The organism is Cereibacter sediminicola (assembly GCF_007668225.1).
In the GTDB taxonomy this organism is placed as follows: domain Bacteria; phylum Pseudomonadota; class Alphaproteobacteria; order Rhodobacterales; family Rhodobacteraceae; genus Cereibacter_A; species Cereibacter_A azotoformans.
This window is the reverse complement of record NZ_VDEK01000010.1, coordinates 102,502-126,142: the sequence shown is the minus strand read 5'-3', so window position 1 is coordinate 126,142 and position 23,641 is coordinate 102,502. Positions and strand designations below refer to the sequence as shown.

The following is a 23,641-nucleotide window of genomic DNA, read 5'->3' as shown; positions in this document are numbered from 1 at the left end:
AAGCACGCCAAGGTCGCCAAGGCCATCGACTACCTGCTGTCGCCCGACCACTGGCCGGGCTTCACCCGGTTCCTCGACGACGGCCGGGTCTGCCTGTCGAACAACTGCGCGGAACGGGCGCTGCGGGGAGTGGCTCTCGGCCGCAAGAGCTGGCTCTTCGCCGGGTCCGAGCGCGGGGGACAGCGCGCCGCGTTCATGTATTCCCTCATCGGCACGGCCAAGCTCAACGGCATCGACCCGCAGGCATGGCTCGCCGACGCCATCGCCCGGATCTCCGACCTGCCGGTCTCACGCCTGCCCGAGTTGCTGCCTTGGAACTGGCAGAAACCGGCAGTCAGTCCGGCCGAGGCCGCCTGATGGCCCGCGTCACGCATGTCGTTACCATTGACGAGGTCGCCAGACAGATCGGCGAGAACCTGGAACTTGTCGAACTCGTCAGCGCCAATTCCGACAACATCGACTATGGCGAGAAGATCTGGGTCGACAACGGAACCGAGGAAGGCATCACGACCTTCACCGACCGCGGCGTCGAATGCCTGCAGGAACTCCTCGCGGACATCCGTACCTGGAATGGCGGGATCCTCGGGTTCCTGCGCGCCGAAAAGTGCGAACCTGACGTCATCGAGCGCATCATGGCAGATGAGAAAAGCCGGGAAGTCCAGACGGCCCTCGGCGTCAGCTTACGATGGACCTGCCACTGGTCTTTCATCCAGCCGCGACCGGAGATACGTCGCGTCGATCATGATCGTCTTGTGCTCGGCGCGATCGGCGGCCAGGCCCACCATGATCCGGGCGAAGACGCCGTTGTCGCTCCAGCGCGTCCCACCAGCGCAACCCACTGCGATTGATGAAGATTATGCCGCTGAGGACACAACGATCATCGACGCGGGGCTTGCCATGGCTTTTGGGGAAGAACGGCTTGAGGCGCTCCATCTGGGCGTCGCTCAGCCAGCAAAGATTGCTCATCGATCTGGTCTCCTTGCGGAGCCTGAATCACGCCAAGAGCCCAAAATCAATGGGGCTCGAGCCTAGAGGAACTGCCGCGGTTCTCCCCGGCCAAAAGTGCTCTCGTCCTCAGCGCCAACCACGATGACCAGCAGACTGGTGCAGGCAGGCGTTCCAGGCGCCTGCGCGCCGTGATCCACGTGCGCTAATCTTTGGAGATGCAGAGCGCGGCCTCGATCCCCGATCAGATGCGGATCTACCGCAGGTTCTGCCATGAGCGCGGCTGTGAGTTGATCTAGGTCTTTTCATACGAGTCGATGAGCGGCGCCGCATATCTGCGGTCGGAGTTTCAGCCCACGCTGCAAGCGGCGAAGATCGACTGGGAGTTCTTCGAGCGCGAATGGGCGGGGTTCTTCCCGTCCGCGACCGGTCGGCCGGCGACCTCGCCGCGGCTGGTGGCGGGGCTGCTCTACCTGCAGCACGCCTTCCGGCCCTCGGACGAGGCGGTGGTCGCGCGGTGGGTAGAAGACCCGTACTTCCAGCACTTCACCGGCGAAACCTTCTTCCAGCACAAGCCGCCGATCGATCCCACCTCGCTCATCCGGTGGCGGAAGCGGATCGGGGAAGAGGGCGTCGAATGGCTGCTGACGAAGACCATCGAGGCAGGTCGCAAGTCCGGTGCCGTTGAGGACGCAAGCCTCGACGAGGTGGCGGTCGAGACGACCGTCATGGAGTTCAAGGGGACCGTGGCGCCAGTGGCGCCGCGTAAGCCCCGAGACGATCGCGCATCCGACGGACTCCCGGCTCTACGAGCGCGCACGGGCGCAACTGGTGGATCTGGCCCGGGACGCCGGCATCGAGTTGCGCCAGAGCTACGCGCGCCTCGCGCCGCGGCTGGCGGCGCAGGTCGGCGGAGCCATCCCGCGGCCCGCATCGAGGCAAGAGGAACCGCACGATGCGAGGCAGACCCAAACGCAAGGCGGGCGCAACCGGCCCTTTAGGGGCGCGCAACCTGCGGGTCGGCACCCGTGGCGAGACAAATTGCCCTTTGGCCGCCTCGGGAGGTTGGTCCCGCTGAAAAAAGGGGCTAGTTTGAGCACTCATCCGCACCATGAAGGCGGAAGAGCTGACTGAAACGGCGCCACAGGCCGGAGACGGCAGGATCGCCCCGAGCGGGGCGCACGCCTGCCGTGGAACGCGGTCGGGCCCACGGGAGGAAGATGATGCGAACTGGAATGATTGCCGCCGCAGCGGCTGCGGCGCTGTCTCTTGCACAGCCTGCGACCGCTCAGGACCGCGAGGGCTGGCCGGGCAGCCTGACCATTGGCACCGCGAGCCAGGGCGGGACCTATTTCATCTACGGCACCGGCCTCGGCGGACTGATCTCGGAAGCCCTTGGCGTGAATGCCTCGGCCGAGGTGACCGGCGGCCCGGTGCAGAACGCCACGCTGGTCGAGACCGGCGACCACCAGATCGGCCTCGTGACCATGGGCCCCGCCTACGACGCCTGGAACGGCGAGAGCGAACTGGCGCCTGGCGTCGAGCACAAGAACCTGCGCGCGCTCTTCCCGATGTATCAGACCCCCTTCCAGGTCGTGGCGCTGAAGAGCAGCGGCATTGCCTCGGTCGCCGATCTGGGCGGCAAGCGGGTTTCGGTCGGCCCCGCGGGCGGCACGGCGGCGACCTACTGGCCGCGCTACTTCGAAAGCGTCGGCGTTCAGCCGCAGGTGAGCTATTCGGGCGCCAGTGACGCGGTGGGCCAGGTGCAGGACGGGCTGATCGACGCCTTCGCCTTCGCCGCCGGCGTGCCGATCGCCGCCTTCGCCCAGATCGCCGCGGAGACGCAGGTGAACATCTTCGGCTTCTCGGACGAGGAACGCACGAAGATCCTCGAGGAGATGCCCGAACTGGCCGCGTTCGACGTGCCGGGCGGCCTCTACCAGGGCTTCCCCGACCCGCAGGGCACGGTGGCGCTGTGGAACTTCGCGGTGGCGCACGCGGACATGCCCGAGACGCTCGCGTACGAGATCACCAAGCTGGTGATGGAGAACAATCCGCGCATGGTGCAGATCCATGCCACAGCCGCCGAAACGGTCCCGGAAAACGTGGACAAGAACAGCTTCCTGCCGTACCACCCCGGCGCAGTCCGGTACTTCGACGAAGCAGGCATCGAGATTCCGGCCGAACTTCGCTGATCCGGCAAGGCCCGCGCGACCCGCGGGCCTTCGCCCCAAGACCCCGGGCAGATGCCCCAAGACCAAGGAGAGCCCATGTCGCGGACGTCTGATGCCGGTCCCGTTGTCGTCGCGGAAGGTGTCGATGACGAACCCTTGTCCGCGAACCAGCGCGCCTTCGGCAGCCATCTGAATTACGGCGTGACGCTGCTCTGCGCGCTCTACACCGCCTTCCACATCGTGGTGATGAACTTCTATCCGCTGGAGACCTGGACCTACCGGATGCTCCATATCGCGGGGGGGCTGGTCATCGGCTTCATGATCTACGCGGCGCTCCTGCTGCATTCCGAGGACGACCGGCCGCGGCGAAGCCTTGCGGAATGGGCGGTGATCGGGCTTGCGGCGGCAGGCGTGGGCTATGGCGCGGCGATGGTGGGCTATGCCTGGGCGGCCTGGTGGGTGGCGGGCGTGGCACGTCCCCCCGCCTTCGTCTTCCAGACCTACGGCTGGCCGCTGATCCTGGGCACCCTCGCGGCCATTGCGGCGGGCTGGATCTGGGGCGGGCGCGACCGCAGCCGGGTCCATCCGGCCGACTGGCTGCTGGCGCTGTCGGCGCTGGCGATGACCGGCTACATCCTTTTCAACGTCGGGCCGATCCGGCTGCGCGCCGGCACCGCCATGGCCCAGCCCGCCGATTTCCACGCAGCCCTGGTGGGGGTCCTGCTGATACTGGAACTCACCCGCCGGGTGGCGGGGCTGGCGCTGGTGATCATCGCCTCGGTCTTCATCGCCTATTCGTTCCTCGGGCCCTACCTGCCCGGCTTCCTCACCCACCGCGGCTATGATCCGCGGCGCTTCTTCACCTACATCTTCACCGACCAGGGGATCCTCGGCGCGCCGATCGCGGTCTCCTCGACCTACATCATCCTGTTCATCGCCTTTGCGGCCTTCCTGCAAGCGAGCCGCGTCGGCGAATATTTCGTCAACTTCGCCTTCGCCGCAGCCGGCCACCTGAGGGGCGGCCCGGCCAAGGTCGCGATCTTCGGGTCGGGCCTGATGGGGATGATCAACGGCACCTCGGCGGGCAACGTGGTGGCGACCGGCTCGCTCACCATCCCGCTGATGAAGAAGGTGGGCTATCCGGCGAAAAGCGCGGCCGGCATCGAGGCGACGGCCTCGTCGGGCGGCCAGATCCTGCCGCCGATCATGGGCGCGGGCGCCTTCATCATGGCCGAAGTCACGGGCATTCCCTACACCGAGATCGTGGTGGCCGCGATCATCCCGGCGGTGCTCTACTTCGTGTCAGTCTATTTCATGGTCGATTTCCAGGCCCGGAAGCTGGACATGAAGGGCCTGCCCAAGGACCAGCTGCCCAAGTTCGCGGTGCTGGCACGGCAGATCTACCTGTTCCTGCCGATCGTGATCCTGATCTACACGCTCTTCGCCGGCTATACGGTGATCCGCGCCGGCACGGTGGCGATGGCCTCGGCGGCGGTGGTCTCGTGGCTCACGCCCTACCGGATGGGGCCGGGCGCGATCTACCGCGCGCTCGACCTGGCCGCCCGGATGTCGATCCAGCTGGTCGCCGTCTGCGCCGCCGCGGGCATCATCGTGGGGGTGATCGCGCTGACCGGCGTGGGCGCGCGCTTTTCCTCGCTCCTGCTCGGGCTCGCCGACCAGAGCCAGGTGATCGCGCTGTTCTTCGCCATGATCATCTCGATCGTGCTGGGGATGGGGATGCCGACGACGGCCGCCTATGCGGTGGCGGCGGCGGTGGTGGCGCCGGGCCTGATCCAGCTCGGCATCCCGCCGCTGGTCGCGCATTTCTTCGTCTTCTACTATGCGGTCATGTCGGCCATCACGCCCCCTGTCGCGCTGGCCGCCTACGCCGGGGCGGCCATCTCGGGGTCCGAGCCGATGCGGACCTCGGTCGAGGCCTTCAAGCTCGGCCTGGCCGCCTTCATCGTGCCGTTCATGTTCTTCAACTCGCACGAGTTGCTGATGCAGGGCGAGTGGCTGGCGATCCTGCATGTGTTCCTCAGCGCCTGCCTGGGCGTGCTGCTGCTGTCGGCGGCGGTGCAGGGCTGGCTCTTCGGGCGGCTGAACGGAGTGCTGCGGCTGCTGCTGCTGGGAGCCGCGCTGGCGATGATCGACGGCGGCTGGGTGACCGATGCGATCGGGATCGCCGCGGCCGGGCTGGTCGCCGTGCTGCAGCGGCGCGTGCCCTCCACCGCCAGCCGCTGACCGCCCGCACCCGCGGCCGAAAATCTCTCATTCCGAACGCGACGGGCCTGCAGGCCCGTCGCTGCCGCGCTCGCGGATCCGGCCCTTGCCCTTCACGACCGGCCCGGACCGAGGGTCCGGCCGGCGCGTTCGTGGTGCCCGAGGGCCGGGCCGCCGCGTCCTGACCTCCCCCATCAGAAAACCGTCACGGTGCCGCAACGCGGGTGTCACATCGGCAGGATAGCCGCCGGTGGACCCGACGAGAAAGGATCACCGTGATGAAATCCCTCCTGCTCTCTGCCGCGGCGCTGCTGCTGGCGAGCGCCGCCCAGGCCGAGTTCAAGCTTGATGCGCGCTACACCGATGCCGATGGCGACATGGTCGCCGACATCCCGACCGATCCCGCCCAACTTGTCGATCCCGCCACGCTGGTCTTCGCCTATACGCCGGTCGAGGATCCCGCGGTCTATGCCGAGGCCTGGAAGGACTTCATCGCCCATCTGCAAAGCGCCACGGGCAAGAAGGTGCAGTTCTTCCCGGTGGACAGCAACGCCGCCCAGATCGAGGCGATGCGCGCCGGCCGGCTGCATGTCGCGGGCTTCAACACCGGCTCGAACCCGCTGGCCATCGCCTGCGCGGGCTTCCGCCCCTTCGCGATGATGGCGGCCGCCGACGGCAGCTACGGCTACGAGATGGAGATCATCACCCATCCCGACGCGGGCATTGCCGCGATCGAGGATCTGAAGGGCCGGACGCTGGCCTTCTCGTCCGAGACCTCGAACTCGGGCTACAAGGCGCCCTCGGCGCTCCTGCGGGCGAAGTACGGGATGGAGGCGGGCAAGGACTACACCGCCGCCTTCTCGGGCAAGCACGACAACTCGGTGCTGGGCGTGGCAAACAAGGATTACGATGCCGCCGCCGTGGCCAATTCCGTGATGATCCGCATGATCGATCGCGGCGCGGTCAAGGCCGAGCAGATCGTCAGCATCTACAAGTCGGAAACCTTCCCGACCACCGGCTACGGCCTCGCCCACAACCTGACGCCCGAGCTTCAGGAGAAGATCCGCGACGCCTTCTTCAGCTTCCCGTGGGAGGGCTCGTCGCTGGCCGAGGAATTCTCGAAATCCGGCGAGGCGCAGTTCATCCCGATCACCTTCAAGGAGCACTGGACGGTGGTGCGCGAGATCGACGAGGCGATGGGCGTCTCCTACGACTGCAAGTGAGCGCAGGCTTCACGGCGGATGCGGACCACGGCCCGCATCCGCCCTTGCCGGGATGAACGACCGCATGCTTGAACTTCACGACCTGACCAAGACCTACAGGACCGGCGACCGGGCGCTGAGTGCGGTGTCCCTGTCGGTGCCGAGGGGCCAGCTTGTCGGGCTGATCGGCCCCTCGGGGGCGGGGAAATCGACTCTGATCCGCTGCATCAACCGGCTCGTCGAGCCGACCTCGGGGCGGGTGCTGCTGGGCGGGCGCGAACTGACCGGGCTCGGCGCGCGCGAACTGCGTGCCCAGCGGCGGCGGATCGGGATGATCTTTCAGGAATATGCGCTGGTTGAACGCCTCAGCGTGATGGAGAATGTCCTGTCGGGCCGGCTGGGCTATGTCGGCTTCTGGACCAGCTTCACCCGGCGTTTCCCGCCCGAGGACATCCGCCGCGCCTACCGGCTGCTTGACCGGGTGGGCCTGATCGACCACGCCGACAAGCGGGCGGACGCGCTTTCGGGCGGGCAGCGCCAGCGCGTCGGCATCGCGCGGGCGCTGGCGCAGGAACCCGAACTGCTGCTGGTGGACGAGCCGACGGCCAGCCTCGATCCCCGGACCAGCCGCCAGATCATGCGGCTTCTGGTCGAGATCTGCACCGAGGCGGGCCTGCCGGCCATCGTCAACATCCATGACGTGCCGCTGGCGCAGCAGTTCATGCAGCGCATCATCGGCCTGCGCGGCGGCCGCGTGGTGTTCGATGGAACGCCTGCGCAGCTGACCGAACGTGTGCTGACCGAGATCTACGGCTCGGAAGACTGGACGGCGATGCGCAAGGGCCACGATGAGGGCGAGGCGGCCGAGGCCGACGCGCTTCGCCGATTGGCGGGGCTTCCGGCATGAGCCATCCCTCGACATGGCGCCGCCCGCCGCAGATCTTCACCCATCGCGGCTGGCGGATCGCGCTGCAGTTTGCGGCGCTGGTCTGGCTGGTGCTGGCGCTGTCGTCGGTCGAGGTGAACTGGACGCGGATCGCCGAGGGCGGCGAGCGTGGCCTGCGCTTCGTGCAGGGCTTCCTCGCGCCCGACTTCACCAGCCGCTGGCGCAACATCAGTCAGGGGCTGGTGGAAAGCCTGACCATGACGCTGACCTCGACCGTGGTGGGCGTGGCGATCTCGGTCCCGATCGGGCTCGGGGCCGCACGCAATCTCGCGCCGCGCTGGCTCTACACGATCTGCCGCGGCATCATCGCGGCCAGCCGCGCGCTGCAGGAGATCATCGTGGCGATCTTCTTCGTCGCCATGTTCGGCTTCGGCCCTTTCGCGGGCTTTCTCACGCTGAGCTTTGCCACCATCGGCTTCATTGCGAAACTCCTGGCCGAGGATATCGAGGACATTGACGAGGCGCAGGCCGAGGCGATCCGAGCCACCGGCGCCGGCTGGTTGCAACTGGTCAACTACGGCATCCAGCCGCAGGTGATGCCGCGGCTGATCGGCCTGTCGCTCTACCGGCTCGACATCAATTTCCGCGAGTCCGCCGTGATCGGGATCGTCGGCGCGGGCGGGATCGGCGCCACGCTGAACACCGCAATCGACCGCTACGAATATGACAGCGCGGGGGCGATCCTGCTGATGATCATCGCGCTGGTGATGGTGGCGGAATACGCCTCCAGCCATCTGAGGAAATACCTGCAATGACCGACCTTCCCGACCGCTGGCAGCCGCGCGGGCGCACGGCGCGGCTGGCCCTCTGGATGGGCTGGCTCTGCCTTGTCGCGCTCTTCGTCTGGTGCTGGCAGGTGATGAACCGGAACACGATCTGGCTCTTCGTGCAGGACGCGCCGCGACAGGCCGCCGACATCGGCAGCCGCATGATCCCGCCGCGCTGGTCCTATCTGCCCGAGCTGATGGGCCCGCTGTGGGACACGCTGAACATGGCGACGCTGGGCACGCTTCTGGGCGTGATCCTTGCCGTGCCGGTGGCCTTCTGCGCGGCGCGCAACACCTCGCCCTTGCCGCTGGTGCTGCGGCCGGCGGCGCTGTTCGTCATCGTGGCCTCGCGCTCGATCAACTCGCTGATCTGGGCGCTGCTGCTGGTGGCGATCCTCGGGCCGGGCCTTCTGGCGGGGATCATCGCCATCGGCCTGCGCTCGATCGGTTTCATCGGCAAGCTGCTCTACGAGGCGATCGAGGAGACCGACCCCCGTCAGGTCGAGGCCGTCACCGCCACCGGCGCCAGCCGCGCGCAGGTGCTGAACTACGCGATCGTGCCGCAGATCCTGCCCGCCTTCTGGGGGATCTCGGTCTTCCGCTGGGACATCAACATCCGCGAGAGCGCGATCCTCGGGCTGGTCGGCGCCGGCGGGCTCGGGCTCAAGCTGCAGAACTCGCTGAACACGCTGGCCTGGCCGCAGGTGACGACGATCCTGCTGGTGATCCTTGCGACCGTCGTCCTGTCGGAATGGGTCTCGGCCAGGGTCCGCGCCGCGATCATCTGAGGCGGCGGGGGGATCTGGCCGATCCGCAGGTCAGAACCCGCAGCGGTCCAGCAGCGCGCGGCCCTCCTCGGCCACCTCGTCGCCATCGGCAAAGAGCGGACGCCAGCTTGCCACCCCCGCCGCCACATCGGGATGGGATATGGCCGAGGAAAAGGCCTCCACCCCCACGAGCCCGTCGTAGCCCGCCCCTTTCAGCCACTCGAGCAGGGGCTCGAACCGGATCGCCCCGGCCGACAGCCGGCCGCGGTGGTTCTGGTCGATCTCGAAATAGGCCAGATGCGGAAGGGCGCTCTCCAGCGTGGCGAGCATGTCCTCTTCCTCGATGTTCATGTGGAACGTGTCGAGATGCAGCTTCACGTTCGGCTGCCCGATGGCCTCGATCAGGCGCAGCCCCTCGGCCGCGGTGGTCACGAGGTTCGATTCGTAGCGGTTCACCACCTCGAGCGTCAGCAGGATGTCGCTGGCCGCCGCTGCTTGGGCCAGCCGCGCCAGCCTCTCGGCCGAGGCCTCGAACTGCCCCGGCGCCGCCGCCCGCGCGGCCTTGCCGAAGGCGCCGTAGAGGATGCCCCCCATGCGCGGCGCCCCCATGTCGCGCGCCAGAGCCAGCGCCCTGAGGTGCCGGGCCAGCCCCCGCGCCGCCACGTCGGGATCGGTGCTCGAGATGTCGGTGTCGGGCCCCAGCGCCGAGGTCGTCAGCGGCACCACGCCCTCGGCCGCGCAGAAGCGGGCAATCCGGGCCGGATCGACCGACTCGGGGTCGCGCAGCGGGATCACCAGATGCCCGTAGCCGTGGGCGGCCGCGCGGGCCGCGGCACGCTCGCCGCCCTCGTTGCTCCAGCGGGGAAGCCAGGTGTAGCTGTGGATGGATCGGCGGTTCATTCTGTCTCCTTCATCGGAACATCAGCGTCGGCAGGAACAGCACCACCCCCGGCAGGAAGACGAGGAGCAGCGTGACAAGGAAGACCGACAGCAGCAGCGGCAGGGACTCGCGCGTGTAGGCGCCGACCTTCACCTTCAGGATCGAGCAGACCGTGTACATCGCCGCTCCGATCGGCGGGGTGAAGTTGCCGATCGTCGCCGCGATGATGAAGACGATCCCGAAATGCACCGGATCGCCCCCCAGACTGCGGATCAGCGGCAGGAAGATCGGCGTCAGCATGATGATCAGCACCGTGGCATCGACCACGAAGCCCGCGAGGATCGTGAAGGTCGCGATCAGCACCATCACCGCCTGGAGATTGTCGGTCAGCCCCAGCATGGCGCCCGAGACGAGGGTCGGGATCCGCTCGAGCACGATGCCGTAGCCGAAGATCGCCGAGACCGCGACGAGGAAGATCACCGCGCCGATGTCGCCGAGGCTGACCTCGAGCGCCTCGACAAAGCCGCGGCCGGACAGGCGGCGGTAGATGGCCACGCCGACGAACAGGGCGTAGATCACGGCGGCGGCGCCGATCTCGGACGGGGTGAAGACGCCGCTGCGCAGACCCACCAGCAGGATGACCGGAAAGAGCAGCGCCCAGAAGCCGCCGCGGAACGCCTGCCCCGCCTCGGCCAGCGTCGGGCGGCGGTCACGCTCGGGCGGGTAGCCGCGCCGGCGCGCGGTCAGCGAGACGGCGATCGACAGCCCCGCCCCCAGCATCAGCGCCGGGATGATCCCCGCCGCGAACATCTGCCCGATCGAGACCTGTCCGATGGTGCCGTAAAGGATCATGCCGATGCCCGGCGGGATGATCGGGGTCAGCAGCGAACCATAGCAGAGCACGCCCGCGGCAAAGCCCGGCGAGAGGCCGCGGCGGATCATCTCGCCGCCCAGCACCCGCGACTGCATGGCCGCATCCGCGATGGCCGAGCCCGAGACCCCGCCCATCAGCGCCGACAGCGCGATCGAGACCTGCGCAAGCCCGCCCCTCAGCCGCCCGGTCAGGATCGAGGCCAGCTCGAGCAGCCGTTCGGTGATGCCCGAGCGGTTCATCAGATTGCCCGCGATGATGAACATCGGCACCGCGAGAAGCGCGAAGTTCTGGGTCTGCGAGATGGTCAGCTGCAGCGGGATGGTCCGGGGCAGCTCGGGGTGCTGGAAGAAGAACAGAAGCCCCGAGATCCCGATGGCGAAGGCCACCGGCATCCCCAGCACGAGAAGGATCACAAAGGCGGTGGCAACGATCAGCATGGCGCGTTCATCCCTTGGCCGGGGCGAGGAAGCCGTCCTCGGCCAGCCGCGCCCGCAGCTTGAGCCCGGTGGTCAGCAGCATCAGCAGCGCGCCCGTGGGCAGGCTGGCCGTCACCCAGGAATAGCTGACACCCGGAATGCCGTTGAAGCTGCGCGCCCGCGTCGTCCAGGTCAGCGAGATGCCGTGCCAGACCAGATAGAGCAGGAAGGCCGCGATCAGCAGGTGATTGAGGTAGAAGAGCGCCCGGCCCAGCCAGGCCGGGCCGTTATCGGCCAGAAGGTCGATCGACATCAGCAGGTTGCGCCGCCAGGCGATGTCGGCGCAGATGAAGGCCGCCCAGGCGAAGCAGCAGGTGGCGAGGTCGATGCTCCAGTTCAGCGGATGATGCAGCATCCGCGCCACCCCGGCCGCGAAGATCAGCCCGACCATGGTCAGAAGCAGAAGGCCCGCGATCACCGCCTCCGCCCGCGTGAAGTAGCTGTAAGCCGTCGTCATCATCCCCTCCGCTCAGGCCCCAGGGCGGTGAGTCCCCGGGGCCGCAACCCGCGTCCCTGGCCTGGCTCGCCGCGCCCGCCATCGCTGCCCGGAACGCTCGCCCCAGGCAGCGCATCCCCGCCCGGCGCCTCCGCGCGCGCCCCGGGCGGGGACCGCCTCAGCGGCGCAGTTCGTCCAGCACCGCCTGCCGCGCCTCGGTCAGGCCAAGCGCCTCGTAGGCCCCAAGGCCCGCCTCGCGGAACGCCTCGAGATCGACATCCTCGGCCGCGGTCATGCCGGCATCGACCAGCTTCTGCCGGTCGGCCGCCGCCATCTCCTCAAGCTGGCGCGAGACCTCCTGCCCGGCCGTGCGACATTCCTCGACCAGCGCGGTCTGGTAGTCGGCCGGCAGGCTGTCGAACCACTGCGCGCTGACGATCTCGTAGTTCTTGAGCAGGATGTGGCCGGTTTCCGAGAAGTGGGTCAGCACCTCGTTGAAATTGCCCGCGACGACGTTGGTGAAGGTGAGTTCGGCCCCGTCCACCGCGCGCTGCTGCAGGCCGGGATAGATGTCGCCATAGCTCATCGCGGTCGGCTGCGCGCCCAGGGCACGGACGGATTCCTGCCAGATCGGCGCCGGGGGGGTGCGGATGCGCTGGCCGGAGAGATCCGCGGGAGACTGCACCGGCCGGTTGGTGAAGAAATGCCGCTTGCCCTGCACGAAGTCCGAACAGACGATGCGGATGCCCGCCTCGCGCGCAAGGCGCTCTTCCCATTCCTGCATGATCTCGAGATCGGACAGGCGGAAGGCATCCTCCAGCGTGTCCACGAAATAGGGGCCGTTCACGACTGCGATCTCCTTGACATAGTTGCCAAGGCGGGCCGCGTCGGTGTTCTGGCCGACATTGGCGCCCATGCGGATCTGCTCGATGATGTCCTCCTCGACGCCCAGCTGGGCGCTGTGGAAGACCTCGATCACCAGATTGCCGTCCGTGCGCTCCTTGACCCGCTCGGCCCAGTTGGTGAAGGCCTGCTGATAGGGCTCCGACGGGCTGTGGACGTGGTTGAGCCGCAACGTGTATTGCTGCGCCGCGGCCGGCAGCGCCCCGGCGGCAAGGACAAGGCAGCCCGCCAGCAGCGCCGGCATCCGTCTGGTCTTGGTCATGGTCTTCTCCCTTTCATCTCCGGCGTTGGGGCCGGTCCTGTTGCCGGCGCCGGGGCGCCGGTCCTCCCTTCCGCGCCCCTCTCTCAGAAGGGCGCGGCCAGTCCGAAGCGCCGCGCCAGCGCGGCGAAGGCCGCCTCGGTCGCGGGGTCGAGCGGCACGCCCTCGGCGGCCCGGCGGCGCGCCTCGGCCCATTCGCGATCCCCCGGCGCCAGGACACGCGCTCCCTTGCGGGCGGGCGAGGCGCGCAGCGCGGCCAGATAGTGGCGCATCCCGGCCTCGAACTCGTCGGGCGGGATCACGGCGTCGGGCCGGATCGCCAGCACGAAGGCTCCCATCCGCCGCGGCGTCGAAAGATCCGGGCCGGCCATCGGCAGGATGTCGAAACTCGCCCGCATCCCGGTCAGGACGGCGCTCAGGATCTCGACCAGCCCCGCGAGCCCCGCGCCCTTGAAGGCGAAGGCATGACCCAGCGGCGCGAGCATCTCCACCGCGGCGGCCTCGGTCGTGTTGATCCCCGCCGCGTCCGAGGCGACGCCCTCGGGCATCGGCCGGCCGAGGCTGCGGTTCAGCTGCACGCGGTTGTAGGGCACGGCCGAGGTGGCCATGTCGAACAGCCAGGGATCCTCGCCGCCCGAGGGGGCGGCCGCGGCGATCGGGTTGGTGCCGTGAAAGCGGCTCGCCCCGTCGTGCAGGCGCACGAAAGCGTCCGAGTTGCAGACCGCGAGCCCGATCTGCCCGCGATGCGCGGCGGCCAGCGCGTAGGCCCCCGCCGGCCCGAAGTGAGAGCTGTCGCGGATCGCCACCGCCCCGATCCCGTAGCGCGCGGCCAGGTCGGTCGCGTGATCCATCGCCCGGTAGGCCGCCAGCGCGCCGTGGGCATGGTCGGCCTCCAGCACCGCCAGCGCCCCGAACCCCTCGCGGAAGCGCAGGTTCGGTCGGCCGTTGACCCGGCCGCCCTCGATCACCCGCACATAATGGTCAAGGAGCCGCACCCCGTGGCTGTCCACCCCCAGGCGGCTGCCATGCAGCATCGCGCGGCTGGCGGCGGTGGCGGTGGGCTCGTCCGCCCCCGCCGCGGCAAGCGCCGCCTGGCAGAAGGCCTCGAGCCGGTCGAGCGCGACCAGGGCCGTCACAGCGTCTGCCCTCCGTCCACCACCAGAAGCTGGCCGGTCATGAAGCCGCTCTCGTCGCTGCCAAGATAGATCGCGGCGGCCGCCATCTCTTCGACGGTGCCCAGCCGCCCCATCGGCTGGCGCGCGACGAACAGGCGGCGCGTCTCCTCGGGATCGTCGGTGGCCTCGATCCGCTCCTGCAGCGACGGCGACTGCGTCGTGCCGGGGCAGAGCGCGTTGCAGCGGATGCCCCGGCCGATGAAGTCGCGCGCCACGGCCTTGGTCAGCCCGATCAGCGCCGCCTTCGAGGTGCCATAGGCCGCGCGCAGCGGCACGCCGGTGATCGAGCTGGCCACCGAGGCGATGTTGACGATGCTGCCCGAGCCGCGCTCCAGCATCCCTGGCAGCAGGCCGCGGATCGTGTGGTAGCAGGAATGGACATTCTGGTCAAAGCTGCGCCGCCAATCCTCGGGCGGGCAGTCGAGCAGCGTGCCCGTATGGACGAAGGCCGCGCAGTTCACGAGGATATCGACCGGGCCCGTCTCGCCCGTCACCCGCGCCACGGCCTCGGCATCGACGAGGTCCAGCTCCACCGGGCGGATCGTGGGCGCGAGGCCCGGCAGATCGACCATCTTGGCCAGCGTCCGGCTGGCCGCGATCACCTCGGCCCCCTCGCGCGCATAGGCCAGCGCGATCTCGCGGCCCATCCCCTGCCCGGCGTCGGCGACGAAGGCGCGCTTGCCCGCAAGCCGCCCGCTCATGCCGCGACTCCTCGCAGGACTGCCAACGGCGTGGCGGAGGTGCGCGGCCAGCGTGAGGCCGCGGCCGGCGTAATTTCGACATGGGCAAGGGGCAGGGTCATGCGGATCTCCGGTCAGGGACGGAAGAGGTCGGGATGGCGGCCGAAAATCTCTTCGCGAAAATCTTCCAGCGTCTTGAGGTGAGCGATGAGCCGCCGGCGCGCCTCATCGGCGCGTCCGGCCGATACGGCGGCCAGAAGCGCCTCGTGATCGGCGATCATGCGCTTTTCGTGATGGGCCTCGCGCAGTTCCAGCAGCCGCAGACGGTTGAGCTGGTTGCGCATCTGCGAGACGCAGGCGAGCAGGAGGTCGTTGCCCAGCACCCCGAGGATCTCGGTGTGAAAGGCCACGTCCAGTTCGGTGAAGCGCAGGTAATCGCCTTGGGCGACCGCCTCGCGCTGCGCCTCGATCAGATCCTGCGCGCGGCGCGCGCGTTGAAGGTGCGCGGCGTCCGCCGGGTCCCAGATGCGGGCGGCGTCGAAAAAGGCCGCCGCTTCAAGGCATTCTCGGACGTATTGAGCATGGATGATGGTCGAGCGCGACAGGAAAGAGACCCGCGCCCCCCGTTGCGGCAGCACATCCAGAAGCCCCTCGTGCGAGAGGCGCATGAAGGCCTGATGCACCGGCGTCCGGCTGACGCCGAACTCCGCGGCGACGGCGTTCTCGAAGATCATGAGGCCGGGCGTATAGTCGAGGGTGACGATGCGGCGGCGTATCGCATCGGAGATGCCCACGTCCAGCCGACCCGCCGAAACAGGGCGCAGGTTGCTGCCTGCAGCCCCGGCCGTGCCCGCCTTGTGCTCCTCCCGTGTCACAGCCGCCCCTCTCAAAGCTTCTGTTCTGAGAAAGGCTAGTATGCTTGCATACAAGTATGCAAGTCTGTTTTTATCGCCGTGAGAGATTAGTGTGGCATTGTTGCAGAACTTCGGCCCGGGAGAACTCGCATGATGAATCCATGGCGTTAAACGGGGCCATGACGAAACCTGCACGCCCTTGTACTGCACGACGAACCGGTGCACCAAGCCTGCCGAACGCGAGTGGCAGGTCCGCAAGCACGGCGCAGGGTCAATGTCGCAAGGTCCATCTGGCCATGGATGTGGCCACGTCCGACAGCCGTGCCGTCGAAATCACCCCCAGTCACTACGGGGGCAGCCCGCACCAGCCCGAGTTGGTGGACCAGATCCCCGACGACGAGGAAATCGGCACCGTACAGGCGACGGCGCCTACGACACGCGCCGCTGCCACACGGCCGGATCCGCAAGAACGGCCGGCCGTGGAAGAAAGGAGGACGGTTCCGCTGCCCGGGCCAGGAATGAGACCCTGCGTGCCACGCGGCACTACGGCAGGGCATTCTGGAAGGGATGGACTGGTGGTGCGATTCGGATAATTCAGATTATGTTATATATCTTGACTGTACCGGCTCTACCGGCTCAAGTGAATTACAGCTCACGCTGTCTTTCACTCTTGCCTTTCGCGACGGCCGCGCCGCCGTCTATGATGGTGACGGAGGATGGCATGGGCAACGAGACACAGCCGCGCGAAGGAGACCTTCCGGACTCGGTCTGGATGGACGTGCTGTCGGCCGTCGATCGGACCTATGCCGACCTGGTGGATTACCAGGAGCGCCTCGAGCGGCAGAACGCCGAGCTTGAGCGGCTTCGGTCCTTACATGCCTCGGTGCTGGCCTCGGTCTCGGACATCCTGATCGTGGTTTCGCGCGCCGGCGAGGTCGAGGAGGCTTCGGCCTCGGTGTCGCTCCGCACGCGGCTGGCGCGCTCGCAGCTCTGTGCCCGGCGGGCGGAGGATCTGTTTGCCGAGGCCGACCGTGAACGGCTGCGGACGGCCATGCGATGCGCGACCGAACTGCGGGCGCCCGTAACAGTCGAAGCGGGGCTGCTCACGCCCGAAGGGCCGAGCGCGGTCGAGCTGTCACTGTCCGCTCGTTTCGACGAACGCGGCCGGGCGGCGGGTCTGGTGCTGACGGGGCGCTCGGTGGCCGAGATCCGGCAGGCCTATGCCGAGCTCGAGCGCAGCCATGACGAGCTGAAGGCCGCGCAGGCGCTGTTGGTCAGGAACGAGAAGCTCGCCTCGCTCGGGCGCCTTCTGGCGGGGGTGGCGCACGAACTGAACAATCCGATCAGCTTCGTCTATGCCAACGCCCATGCCCTCGAACGCTATGCCGGGAAATTCGAAAGCTATTTCAACGAGGTGCAGGCCGGAGCCACGCGCGAGGACCTGATGCGGCTGCGCGAGGACCTGAAGCTGGACCGCGAGGTGCGCAACCTGCGCGAGGCGGTGCACGGCGCCCGCGAGGGGGCCGAGCGGGTGCGCGATATCGTCGAGGATCTGCGCCGGCTGTCCTCGGACGGATCGGGCGAGGCCGAGCGGTTCGACCTCGTGGCCGTCACGCAGGTGGCGACCGCATGGGTTCTTCGTGGCGCGCGCCGCGAGGTGGAGGTCGAGGCCACCGGCCTGCCCTCGCTCGAGGTGACGGGACGGCCCGGGCATCTGCAGCAGGTGGTGATGAACCTCGTGCAGAACGCGCTCGATGCGGTCGAAGAGGTGGAGGCGCCGAAGGTGGTGATCGACCTTGCGATCGAGGGCGACCTCGCCGTCCTCTCCGTGCGGGACAATGGCGCGGGGGTGCCCGAGGGGCTGGAGCAGGCGATCTTCGACCCGTTCTTCACCACCAAGCCCGTGGGTCGCGGCACCGGGCTTGGCCTGCCGATCTCGCACAAGATCGCCGAAGAGCATGGTGGGCGGCTCGTGCTCTGCGAAGGGGGCGTCGGCGCCTGCTTCCGGCTGGAACTGCCGCTGGAGCGGGCGCGGGCATGATCCTTCACCACCTTTCGTGCCGTCGCGGGACGGGGCGCGCATGAACATCCTCTGGCTTCAGGCCTCGGGCTGCGGCGGCTGCACCATGTCGCTCCTCTGCGCCGAGGCGCCCGGCGTCCTTGACGCGCTGGAGGGGTCGGGCCTGCGGTTCCTCTGGCACCCTGCCCTGTCGCTCGAGACCGGAGCGGAGGTGCGCGCCCTCCTGCGCCGGATCGAGGCCGAGGAGGTGCCGCTCGACATCCTCTGCGTCGAGGGCGCCGTCGCTCGTGGTCCGCGCGGGACCGGACGGTTCCAGATGCTGGCGGGCATGGGCATCCCGATGCTCGAGGCGGTGGGGCGGCTCGCGCCGGTGGCGGGTCATGTTGTGGCGGTGGGAACCTGCGCGGCCTACGGCGGGATGACGAGCGCGGGCGGCAACCCCTCTGACGCGGTGGGCCTGCAATATGAGGGCGCGCATCCCGGAGGCGCGCTGCCATCCGACTTCCGTGCAAGGGGCGGGCTGAAGGTGGTCAATGTCGCGGGCTGCCCCACCCATCCCGGCTGGGTGATCGAGACGCTGATGATGCTGGCGGCGGGGGCCCTTGCGGAAGAGGGCCTCGACCGGTTCGGGCGCCCGCGCTTTTACGCCGATCACCTCGTTCACCACGGTTGTCCGAAGAACGAATATTACGAATACAAGGCCAGCGCCCGCGCCCCCGGTGAGATCGGCTGCATGATGGAGCATATGGGCTGCATCGGCACACAGGCGGTGGGCGACTGCAACATCCGGCCGTGGAACGGGGCGGGCTCCTGCACGTCGGCCGGCTATGCCTGCATCGCCTGCACCGCGCCCGAGTTCGAAGAGCCGCGCCACCCCTATTCCGAGACGCCGAAGATCGGCGGCATCCCCGTAGGCCTGCCGTCGGACATGCCGAAGGCCTGGTTCATGGCGCTGGCAAGCCTGTCCAAGGCCGCCACGCCCGACCGCATCCGCCGCAATGCGGTGGCCGACCGCATCGAGGTGCCGCCGAACCTCAAGGGCCTCAAGAGATGACGAAGCTGGTCGTGGGCCCGTTCAACCGGGTCGAGGGCGATCTCGAGGTGCATCTCGACGTGGCCGAGGGCCGGGTCGTCTCGGCACGGGTCAACGCGCCGCTCTACCGCGGGTTCGAGCGGATGCTCGAGGGGCGCGATCCGCGCGACGCGCTGACGATCACGCCGCGAATCTGCGGGATCTGCTCGATCAGCCAGTCGATGGCCGCGGCGCGGGCGCTCGGGGCGGCGATCGGGGTCGAGCCCACGCCCGAGGGCGCGCGGGTGGCGGCGCTGATCCATGCCGTCGAAAATGTCTCGGACCACCTCACCCATTTCAACCTGTTCTTCATGCCCGACTTCACCCGGCCGGTCTATGCCGGGCGTCCGTGGCATGGGCGGGCGGTGGCGCGGTTCACCGCCATCGAGGGCAGCGCACAGCGCGAGGCCGTCGCCGCGCGGGCCGAGCTGATGCACATCCTGGGGCTTCTCGCCGGCAAGTGGCCGCACACGCTGGCGATCCAGCCCGGAGGGGTGACGCGCGCGCCGGGGCCGAGCGAGAGGATGCGCATCCTTGCCAGCCTGCGCGCCTTTCGGCGGTTTCTGGAGCGGGTGATGATCGGCGGCCCTCTCGAGGAGTTCGTGGAGTTGCCCGACAAGGCCGCCCTCCTGTGCTGGCAGCGGGGCGACGCGGGCCTGTTTCTCGAGATCGCGGCGGATCTGGGGCTGGAAAGCCTCGGGCGTGGCGCAGGGCGCTACCTGAGTTTCGGCGCCTATCCCCTGGCCACGGGCCGGATCTGGGCCGAGGGGATGTGGGAGAGAGAGGCGCGGCCGCTCGACCTCTCGCTGATCCGCGAGGATCTGAGCCACTCCTGGATGCTGGGGCCGGCGGCGCACCCGTCGGCGGGGCAGACGCTGCCCGACGAGGAGATGCGGGATCCGGCCTACAGCTGGTGCAAGGCGCCGCGCTTGGATGGCATGCCGATGGAGACAGGGGCGCTGGCGCGTCAGGTGGTGGCGGGGCACCCGCTGGCGCTGGACCTCGCGCGGGAGGGCGGCGTTCTGGCGCGCGTGGGGGCCAGACTGCTGGAACTGGCGCGGACGCAGCTCGTGATGGAGGAACTGGCCGGCGCGATCGACGTGACGGCGCGCTTCATGGCGGCGCCGGCGCCGGTGCCCGAGGCTGGTCAGGGGGCGGGGCTGGTCGAGGCCGCGCGCGGGGCGCTCGGCCATTGGCTCTCGATCCGCAACGGGCTGATCTCGACCTATCAGATCGTGGCGCCGACGACCTGGAACTTCAGCCCCCGCGATGCGGCCGGCGTGCCGGGGCCGCTCGAGGCCGCGCTTGTCGGCGCCCCGGTCCGCGAGGGGGAAGAGACGCCGGTCTCGGTGCAGCATGTCGTGCGCAGCTTCGATCCCTGCATGGTCTGCACGGTGCATTGATGGCAGGGGCGCCGGGTGCACGGGACGGCGACGCGCCCTCCGCTATTCCATCACCGGCCGGAGCATCGGGCGAAGGGCTCGAGATCCGTGTCCGCGGGCAGGTGCAGGGCGTCGGGTTTCGCCCCTTCGTCTGGCAGCTGGCGCGCGGGATGGGCCTTGCAGGCGAGGTGCTGAACGACGGCGAGGGTGTGCTGATCCGGGTCGCGGGAGGCGATCTGGCGGCCTTCGTGGCGGCGCTCCGCGACAAGGCCCCGCCACTCGCCCGCGTGGACAGGGTCGAGGTGGCGCCCTGCCGGGTCGAGGCGTCGGGGTTCGTGATCGCCTCCAGCGGCAAGGGGGCCGTCGCCACGCGGGTGACGCCGGACGCCGCCACCTGCGGCGCCTGTCTCGAGGAGATGCGGGGCGACGGACGGCGGCGCGGCTACGCCTTCACCAACTGCACCCATTGCGGACCCCGCTTCACCATCCTGCGAGAGTTGCCCTACGACCGGGCGCAGACCTCGATGGCAGGCTTTCCCATGTGCCCCGATTGCGCGGCCGAGTATGGCGACCCGGCCGACCGGCGTTTTCACGCCCAGCCCATTGCCTGCCCGGCCTGCGGTCCGCGGATCTGGTTCGAGGCGGATGGCCACGAAGGCGGCGCGCTGGCCGAGGCGGTGGCGCTGCTGCGGCAAGGCGGGGTGCTGGCCGTGAAGGGACTCGGCGGCTTCCACCTCGCCTGCGATGCGCGCAATGCCGATGCCGTGGCGCGGCTGCGCCTGCGCAAGCGGCGGCCGGCCAAGCCCTTCGCGGTGATGGCGGCCGAGGAAATGGCGGACAGGATCGCCGAGATCTCCGAGGCCGACCGGGCGCTCCTGCGCGATCCGGCGGCTCCGGTGGTGCTGGTGCCGTCGCGCGGGGTGCTGCCCGAGGGGGTGGCGCCGGGCATGGCGGCGCTGGGGCTGATGCTGCCCTACACGCCGCTGCATCACCTTCTGCTCGAAGGGTTCGGCGGGCCGCTGGTGATGACATCGGGGAACCTCTCGGGCGAGCCGCAGGTGATCGGCAATGACGAGGCGCGCGCGAAGCTCGCAGCCTTCGCCGACGGCTTCCTGATGCATGACCGCGAGATCGTCCGCAGACTTGATGACAGCGTCGAGAGGGGGCGGCCGCCGATGGTGCTGCGCCGCGCGCGAGGGCGCGCGCCGGGGACGCTGCCCCTGCCCGAGGGCTTCGGGCGCGCCCCGCAGGTGCTGGCGCTCGGCGGGCAGATGAAGGCCGCGATCTGCCTCGTGCGGGACGGGCAGGCGCTGCTGTCGCACCACCTCGGCGATCTCGACGAGGCGCTGACCTTCGACGAGTTCCGCCGTGCCCTCCGCGATCACGCGGCGCTTTTCGACCATCGGGCCGAAAGTGTGGCGGTGGACCTGCATCCGGGCTATCGCGCGACGCAGGCGGGTCACGCGATGGGCCTGCCGGTGGACGAGGTGCAGCACCACCACGCACATCTCGCCTCCTGTCTGGCCGATGCGCTCTGGCCACTCGGCGGCGGGCCGGTGGCGGGCATCGTGCTGGACGGGACGGGTCTCGGAACGGATGGCACGATCTGGGGCGGCGAACTGCTGCTGGGCGACTACCGCGGCTTCGAGCGCGTGGCGCATCTGGCGCCTGCGCCGCTTGCCGGAGGCGAGGCCGCCGCGCGCGAGCCCTGGCGGAACGCGCTGGTGCGGCTCGATGCGGCAGGACTGGCCGATCTGGCCGACCGGCTCTTTCCCGATCCGCCGCGCGAGGCGCTGCGTCGGGCGGTGGCGGCGGGGGTGAACGCGCCACTGTCCTCGTCGGCGGGCCGGCTCTTCGATGCGGTGGCGGCGTGCCTCGGGCTGGCGGCGGCGCGGCAAGGCTACGAGGGCGAGGCCGCGATGCGGCTCGAGGCGCTGACGGGTCATGGCGCGCCCTACCCGTTCGAGAGCCTGAACCCCGCGCCGATGTTCCGGGCGCTGGCGCGGGATCTGGAGGCGGGTGCCGCGCCGGGGTCCATCGCGCAGAGCTTTCACCTCGGCCTCGCGCGGGCCTTCTGCGCCCCTGCCCGGCAGCTTGTCGAGACGGGCCGCGCGCAGGCGGTGGCGCTGACGGGCGGCTGCTTCCAGAACGCGCGTCTGCTCGAAGCCTGTCTGGCGGAACTGGTGGGCCTGCCGGTGCTGACCCACCGAGCCGTGCCCGCGAACGATGGCGGACTGGCCCTGGGGCAGGCGCTGGTTGCCGCAGCGCGGCATATCGGCGCGGCGGAAACAGCCTGACCGGCCGACCGAAGGGCTGGTAAACACCTTTCCTGCGACAAGGCGCGGCGGCGCCATGATATGGCAAGTTCTTCCTTTTAAATCAGTGCATTGATGTAATTTTACCCACGCGGCACATTTCTTTTGCCTGCACGGCGGGTCTTCCGCATTCCTCGGCATACAGCCAGCGGCTTCCGGCCGCCAGTGACAGGGAGGACTCCGTTGCCCCAGATCGAAACCTTCTATGACGTCATGCGACGGCAGGGGATCACCCGGCGCAGCTTCATGAAATACTGCTCGCTCACGGCGGCGGCGCTGGGGCTGGGCCCCAGCTTCGTGCCGAAGATCGCCCACGCGATGGAGACCAAGCCCCGGACGCCGGTGATCTGGGTGCATGGCCTGGAATGCACCTGCTGTTCCGAGAGCTTCATCCGCGCGGCGCACCCGCTGGCCAAGGATGTGGTGCTGTCGATGATCTCGCTGGATTACGACGACACGCTGATGGCGGCGGCGGGGCATCAGGCCGAAGAGGCGCTGATGGACACGATCGAGAAATACAAGGGCAACTACATCCTCGCGGTCGAAGGAAACCCGCCGCTGAACGAGGACGGGATGTATTGCATCATCGGCGGCAAGCCCTTCGTCGAGCAGCTGAAGATGGCGGCCGAGCACGCCAAGGCGATCATCAGCTGGGGCGCCTGCGCCTCCTACGGCTGCGTGCAGGCGGCGGCGCCCAACCCGACGCGGGCGGTGCCGGTGCACAAGGTCATCCTCGACAAGCCGATCATCAAGGTGCCGGGCTGCCCGCCCATCGCCGAGGTCATGACCGGCGTCATCACCTACATGCTGACCTTCGACCGGCTGCCCGAGTTGGACCGGCAAGGCCGCCCGGCGATGTTCTACAGCCAGCGCATCCACGACAAATGCTATCGCCGCCCGCATTTCGACGCGGGCCAGTTCGTCGAGCAATGGGACGATGACTACGCCAAGAAGGGCTACTGCCTTTACAAGATGGGCTGCAAGGGCCCGACCACCTACAACGCCTGCTCCACCGTGCGCTGGAACGAGGGGGTGAGCTTCCCGATCCAGTCGGGCCACGGCTGCATCGGCTGCTCGGAGGACGGGTTCTGGGATCAGGGCTCGTTCTACGACCGCGTGACCAACATCAAGCAGTTCGGGGTCGAGGCCAACGCGGATGCGATCGGCCTGACGGCCGTGGGCGCCGTCGGCGCGGGCGTGGCGCTGCATGTCGCGGCCACGGCGCTCAAGGCGGCGCAGCGCAAGTCGCAAGCCGCCAGAGACAAGACCAACGAGAAGACGGAGGCCTGAT

At 68.9% G+C, this 23,641-nt stretch carries 19 protein-coding genes and 3 pseudogenes; 14 read left to right on the top strand and 8 right to left on the bottom strand.

The window, feature by feature from the left end; all coding sequences use genetic code 11:
* A partial coding sequence (locus FG154_RS09375) for an IS66 family transposase (protein WP_145106917.1) occupies positions 1-357 on the top strand: 357 nt, incomplete at its 5' end.
* A 359-nt stretch (positions 358-716) separates the two neighbouring features.
* On the opposite strand, the pseudogene FG154_RS09365 reads toward FG154_RS09375, so the two are convergent.
* A pseudogene (locus FG154_RS09365) lies at positions 717-966 on the bottom strand (IS5/IS1182 family transposase); the annotation flags it as partial.
* 344 nt (positions 967-1,310) lie between these two features.
* Between FG154_RS09365 and FG154_RS09360 the strand changes: the two are divergent.
* The 7 genes and pseudogenes from FG154_RS09360 to phnE (FG154_RS09330) form a co-directional block, all read left to right on the top strand.
* Positions 1,311-1,857 (top strand): annotated as a pseudogene (locus FG154_RS09360) (transposase); the annotation flags it as partial.
* Between the two features lie 311 nt (positions 1,858-2,168).
* Positions 2,169-3,140 (top strand): TAXI family TRAP transporter solute-binding subunit, encoded by a 972-nt coding sequence (locus tag FG154_RS09355; protein WP_145106915.1) that lies wholly within the window; start codon positions 2,169-2,171, stop codon positions 3,138-3,140.
* Positions 3,141-3,215: 75 nt separating this feature from the next.
* On the top strand, positions 3,216-5,363 hold the full coding sequence (locus tag FG154_RS09350; protein ID WP_145106912.1) for a TRAP transporter permease: 2,148 nt from the start codon (positions 3,216-3,218) through the stop codon (positions 5,361-5,363).
* A gap of 257 nt (positions 5,364-5,620) precedes the next feature.
* On the top strand, positions 5,621-6,565 hold the full coding sequence (gene phnD, locus FG154_RS09345; protein ID WP_145106909.1) for a phosphate/phosphite/phosphonate ABC transporter substrate-binding protein: 945 nt from the start codon (positions 5,621-5,623) through the stop codon (positions 6,563-6,565).
* A gap of 64 nt (positions 6,566-6,629) precedes the next feature.
* Positions 6,630-7,451, top strand: a complete 822-nt coding sequence (phnC, locus tag FG154_RS09340; protein WP_145106906.1) for a phosphonate ABC transporter ATP-binding protein — start codon at positions 6,630-6,632, stop codon at positions 7,449-7,451.
* Entirely contained in the window at positions 7,448-8,245 is a 798-nt protein-coding gene (gene phnE, locus FG154_RS09335; RefSeq protein WP_145106903.1) for a phosphonate ABC transporter, permease protein PhnE, read from the top strand. Before phnC ends, phnE (FG154_RS09335) begins: the two co-directional genes overlap by 4 nt.
* Positions 8,242-9,045 carry a phosphonate ABC transporter, permease protein PhnE gene (phnE, locus tag FG154_RS09330; RefSeq protein WP_145106901.1) on the top strand — a complete coding sequence of 268 codons (804 nt, stop codon included), beginning with the start codon at positions 8,242-8,244 and terminating at the stop codon, positions 9,043-9,045. The genes phnE (FG154_RS09335) and phnE (FG154_RS09330) overlap by 4 nt, the downstream gene beginning before the upstream one ends.
* 30 nt (positions 9,046-9,075) lie before the next feature.
* Here the strand turns inward: phnE (FG154_RS09330) and FG154_RS09325 are convergent, their stop codons facing one another.
* The 7 genes from FG154_RS09325 to FG154_RS09295 form a co-directional block, all read right to left on the bottom strand.
* Positions 9,076-9,924, bottom strand: a complete 849-nt coding sequence (locus FG154_RS09325) for a sugar phosphate isomerase/epimerase family protein (RefSeq protein WP_145106898.1) — start codon at positions 9,922-9,924, stop codon at positions 9,076-9,078.
* A gap of 10 nt (positions 9,925-9,934) precedes the next feature.
* Entirely contained in the window at positions 9,935-11,215 is a 1,281-nt protein-coding gene (locus tag FG154_RS09320; protein ID WP_145106896.1) for a TRAP transporter large permease, read from the bottom strand.
* A gap of 7 nt (positions 11,216-11,222) precedes the next feature.
* Positions 11,223-11,711: a TRAP transporter small permease gene (locus tag FG154_RS09315; protein WP_145106893.1), complete on the bottom strand. Its 489-nt coding sequence runs from the start codon at positions 11,709-11,711 to the stop codon at positions 11,223-11,225.
* A gap of 157 nt (positions 11,712-11,868) precedes the next feature.
* Complete coding sequence (locus FG154_RS09310) at positions 11,869-12,855, bottom strand: C4-dicarboxylate TRAP transporter substrate-binding protein (protein WP_145106891.1); 987 nt, start codon at positions 12,853-12,855, stop codon at positions 11,869-11,871.
* An 83-nt stretch (positions 12,856-12,938) separates the two neighbouring features.
* A complete protein-coding gene (locus FG154_RS09305; protein WP_145106888.1) occupies positions 12,939-13,988 on the bottom strand; it encodes an Ldh family oxidoreductase in 1,050 nt (349 codons plus the stop codon).
* Positions 13,985-14,728 (bottom strand): SDR family oxidoreductase, encoded by a 744-nt coding sequence (locus tag FG154_RS09300; protein WP_145106886.1) that lies wholly within the window; start codon positions 14,726-14,728, stop codon positions 13,985-13,987. Before FG154_RS09300 ends, FG154_RS09305 begins: the two co-directional genes overlap by 4 nt.
* 113 nt (positions 14,729-14,841) lie before the next feature.
* Entirely contained in the window at positions 14,842-15,786 is a 945-nt protein-coding gene (locus FG154_RS09295) for a GntR family transcriptional regulator (RefSeq protein WP_246100193.1), read from the bottom strand.
* A 16-nt stretch (positions 15,787-15,802) separates the two neighbouring features.
* Here FG154_RS09295 and FG154_RS09290 point away from each other — a divergent pair.
* The 6 genes and pseudogenes from FG154_RS09290 to FG154_RS09265 form a co-directional block, all read left to right on the top strand.
* A pseudogene (locus tag FG154_RS09290) lies at positions 15,803-16,138 on the top strand (transposase); the annotation flags it as partial.
* A 144-nt stretch (positions 16,139-16,282) separates the two neighbouring features.
* Positions 16,283-17,602 carry a sensor histidine kinase gene (locus tag FG154_RS09285; protein WP_145106938.1) on the top strand — a complete coding sequence of 440 codons (1,320 nt, stop codon included), beginning with the start codon at positions 16,283-16,285 and terminating at the stop codon, positions 17,600-17,602.
* A 40-nt stretch (positions 17,603-17,642) separates the two neighbouring features.
* Positions 17,643-18,635, top strand: a complete 993-nt coding sequence (locus FG154_RS09280; protein WP_145106884.1) for an NADH-quinone oxidoreductase subunit B family protein — start codon at positions 17,643-17,645, stop codon at positions 18,633-18,635.
* The gene (locus tag FG154_RS09275) at positions 18,632-20,056 is read left to right on the top strand and encodes a nickel-dependent hydrogenase large subunit (protein ID WP_145106881.1); all 1,425 of its coding nucleotides are present in this window, start codon (positions 18,632-18,634) and stop codon (positions 20,054-20,056) included. The genes FG154_RS09280 and FG154_RS09275 overlap by 4 nt, the downstream gene beginning before the upstream one ends.
* A complete protein-coding gene (gene hypF / locus FG154_RS09270) occupies positions 20,056-22,332 on the top strand; it encodes a carbamoyltransferase HypF (protein ID WP_246100191.1) in 2,277 nt (758 codons plus the stop codon). Before FG154_RS09275 ends, hypF begins: the two co-directional genes overlap by 1 nt.
* Positions 22,333-22,533: 201 nt before the next feature.
* On the top strand, positions 22,534-23,640 hold the full coding sequence (locus tag FG154_RS09265) for a hydrogenase small subunit (RefSeq protein ID WP_145106878.1): 1,107 nt from the start codon (positions 22,534-22,536) through the stop codon (positions 23,638-23,640).
* Position 23,641: the final 1 nt, after the last annotated feature.

What these genes read in the sequence shown, in the direction of transcription:
- FG154_RS09320 (WP_145106896.1), bottom strand. Translation starts at nt 11,215, where the DNA reads ATGCTGATCGTTGCCACCGCCTTTGTGATCCTTCTCGTGCTGGGGATG.
- phnE (WP_145106903.1), top strand. Translation starts at nt 7,448, where the DNA reads ATGAGCCATCCCTCGACATGGCGCCGCCCGCCGCAGATCTTCACCCAT.
- FG154_RS09315 (WP_145106893.1), bottom strand. Translation starts at nt 11,711, where the DNA reads ATGACGACGGCTTACAGCTACTTCACGCGGGCGGAGGCGGTGATCGCG.
- FG154_RS09285 (WP_145106938.1), top strand. Translation starts at nt 16,283, where the DNA reads ATGGGCAACGAGACACAGCCGCGCGAAGGAGACCTTCCGGACTCGGTC.
- FG154_RS09280 (WP_145106884.1), top strand. Translation starts at nt 17,643, where the DNA reads ATGAACATCCTCTGGCTTCAGGCCTCGGGCTGCGGCGGCTGCACCATG.
- phnD (WP_145106909.1), top strand. Translation starts at nt 5,621, where the DNA reads ATGAAATCCCTCCTGCTCTCTGCCGCGGCGCTGCTGCTGGCGAGCGCC.
- phnE (WP_145106901.1), top strand. Translation starts at nt 8,242, where the DNA reads ATGACCGACCTTCCCGACCGCTGGCAGCCGCGCGGGCGCACGGCGCGG.
- FG154_RS09310 (WP_145106891.1), bottom strand. Translation starts at nt 12,855, where the DNA reads ATGACCAAGACCAGACGGATGCCGGCGCTGCTGGCGGGCTGCCTTGTC.
- FG154_RS09275 (WP_145106881.1), top strand. Translation starts at nt 18,632, where the DNA reads ATGACGAAGCTGGTCGTGGGCCCGTTCAACCGGGTCGAGGGCGATCTC.
- hypF (WP_246100191.1), top strand. Translation starts at nt 20,056, where the DNA reads ATGGCAGGGGCGCCGGGTGCACGGGACGGCGACGCGCCCTCCGCTATT.
- FG154_RS09300 (WP_145106886.1), bottom strand. Translation starts at nt 14,728, where the DNA reads ATGAGCGGGCGGCTTGCGGGCAAGCGCGCCTTCGTCGCCGACGCCGGG.
- phnC (WP_145106906.1), top strand. Translation starts at nt 6,630, where the DNA reads ATGCTTGAACTTCACGACCTGACCAAGACCTACAGGACCGGCGACCGG.
- FG154_RS09350 (WP_145106912.1), top strand. Translation starts at nt 3,216, where the DNA reads ATGTCGCGGACGTCTGATGCCGGTCCCGTTGTCGTCGCGGAAGGTGTC.
- FG154_RS09325 (WP_145106898.1), bottom strand. Translation starts at nt 9,924, where the DNA reads ATGAACCGCCGATCCATCCACAGCTACACCTGGCTTCCCCGCTGGAGC.
- FG154_RS09355 (WP_145106915.1), top strand. Translation starts at nt 2,169, where the DNA reads ATGCGAACTGGAATGATTGCCGCCGCAGCGGCTGCGGCGCTGTCTCTT.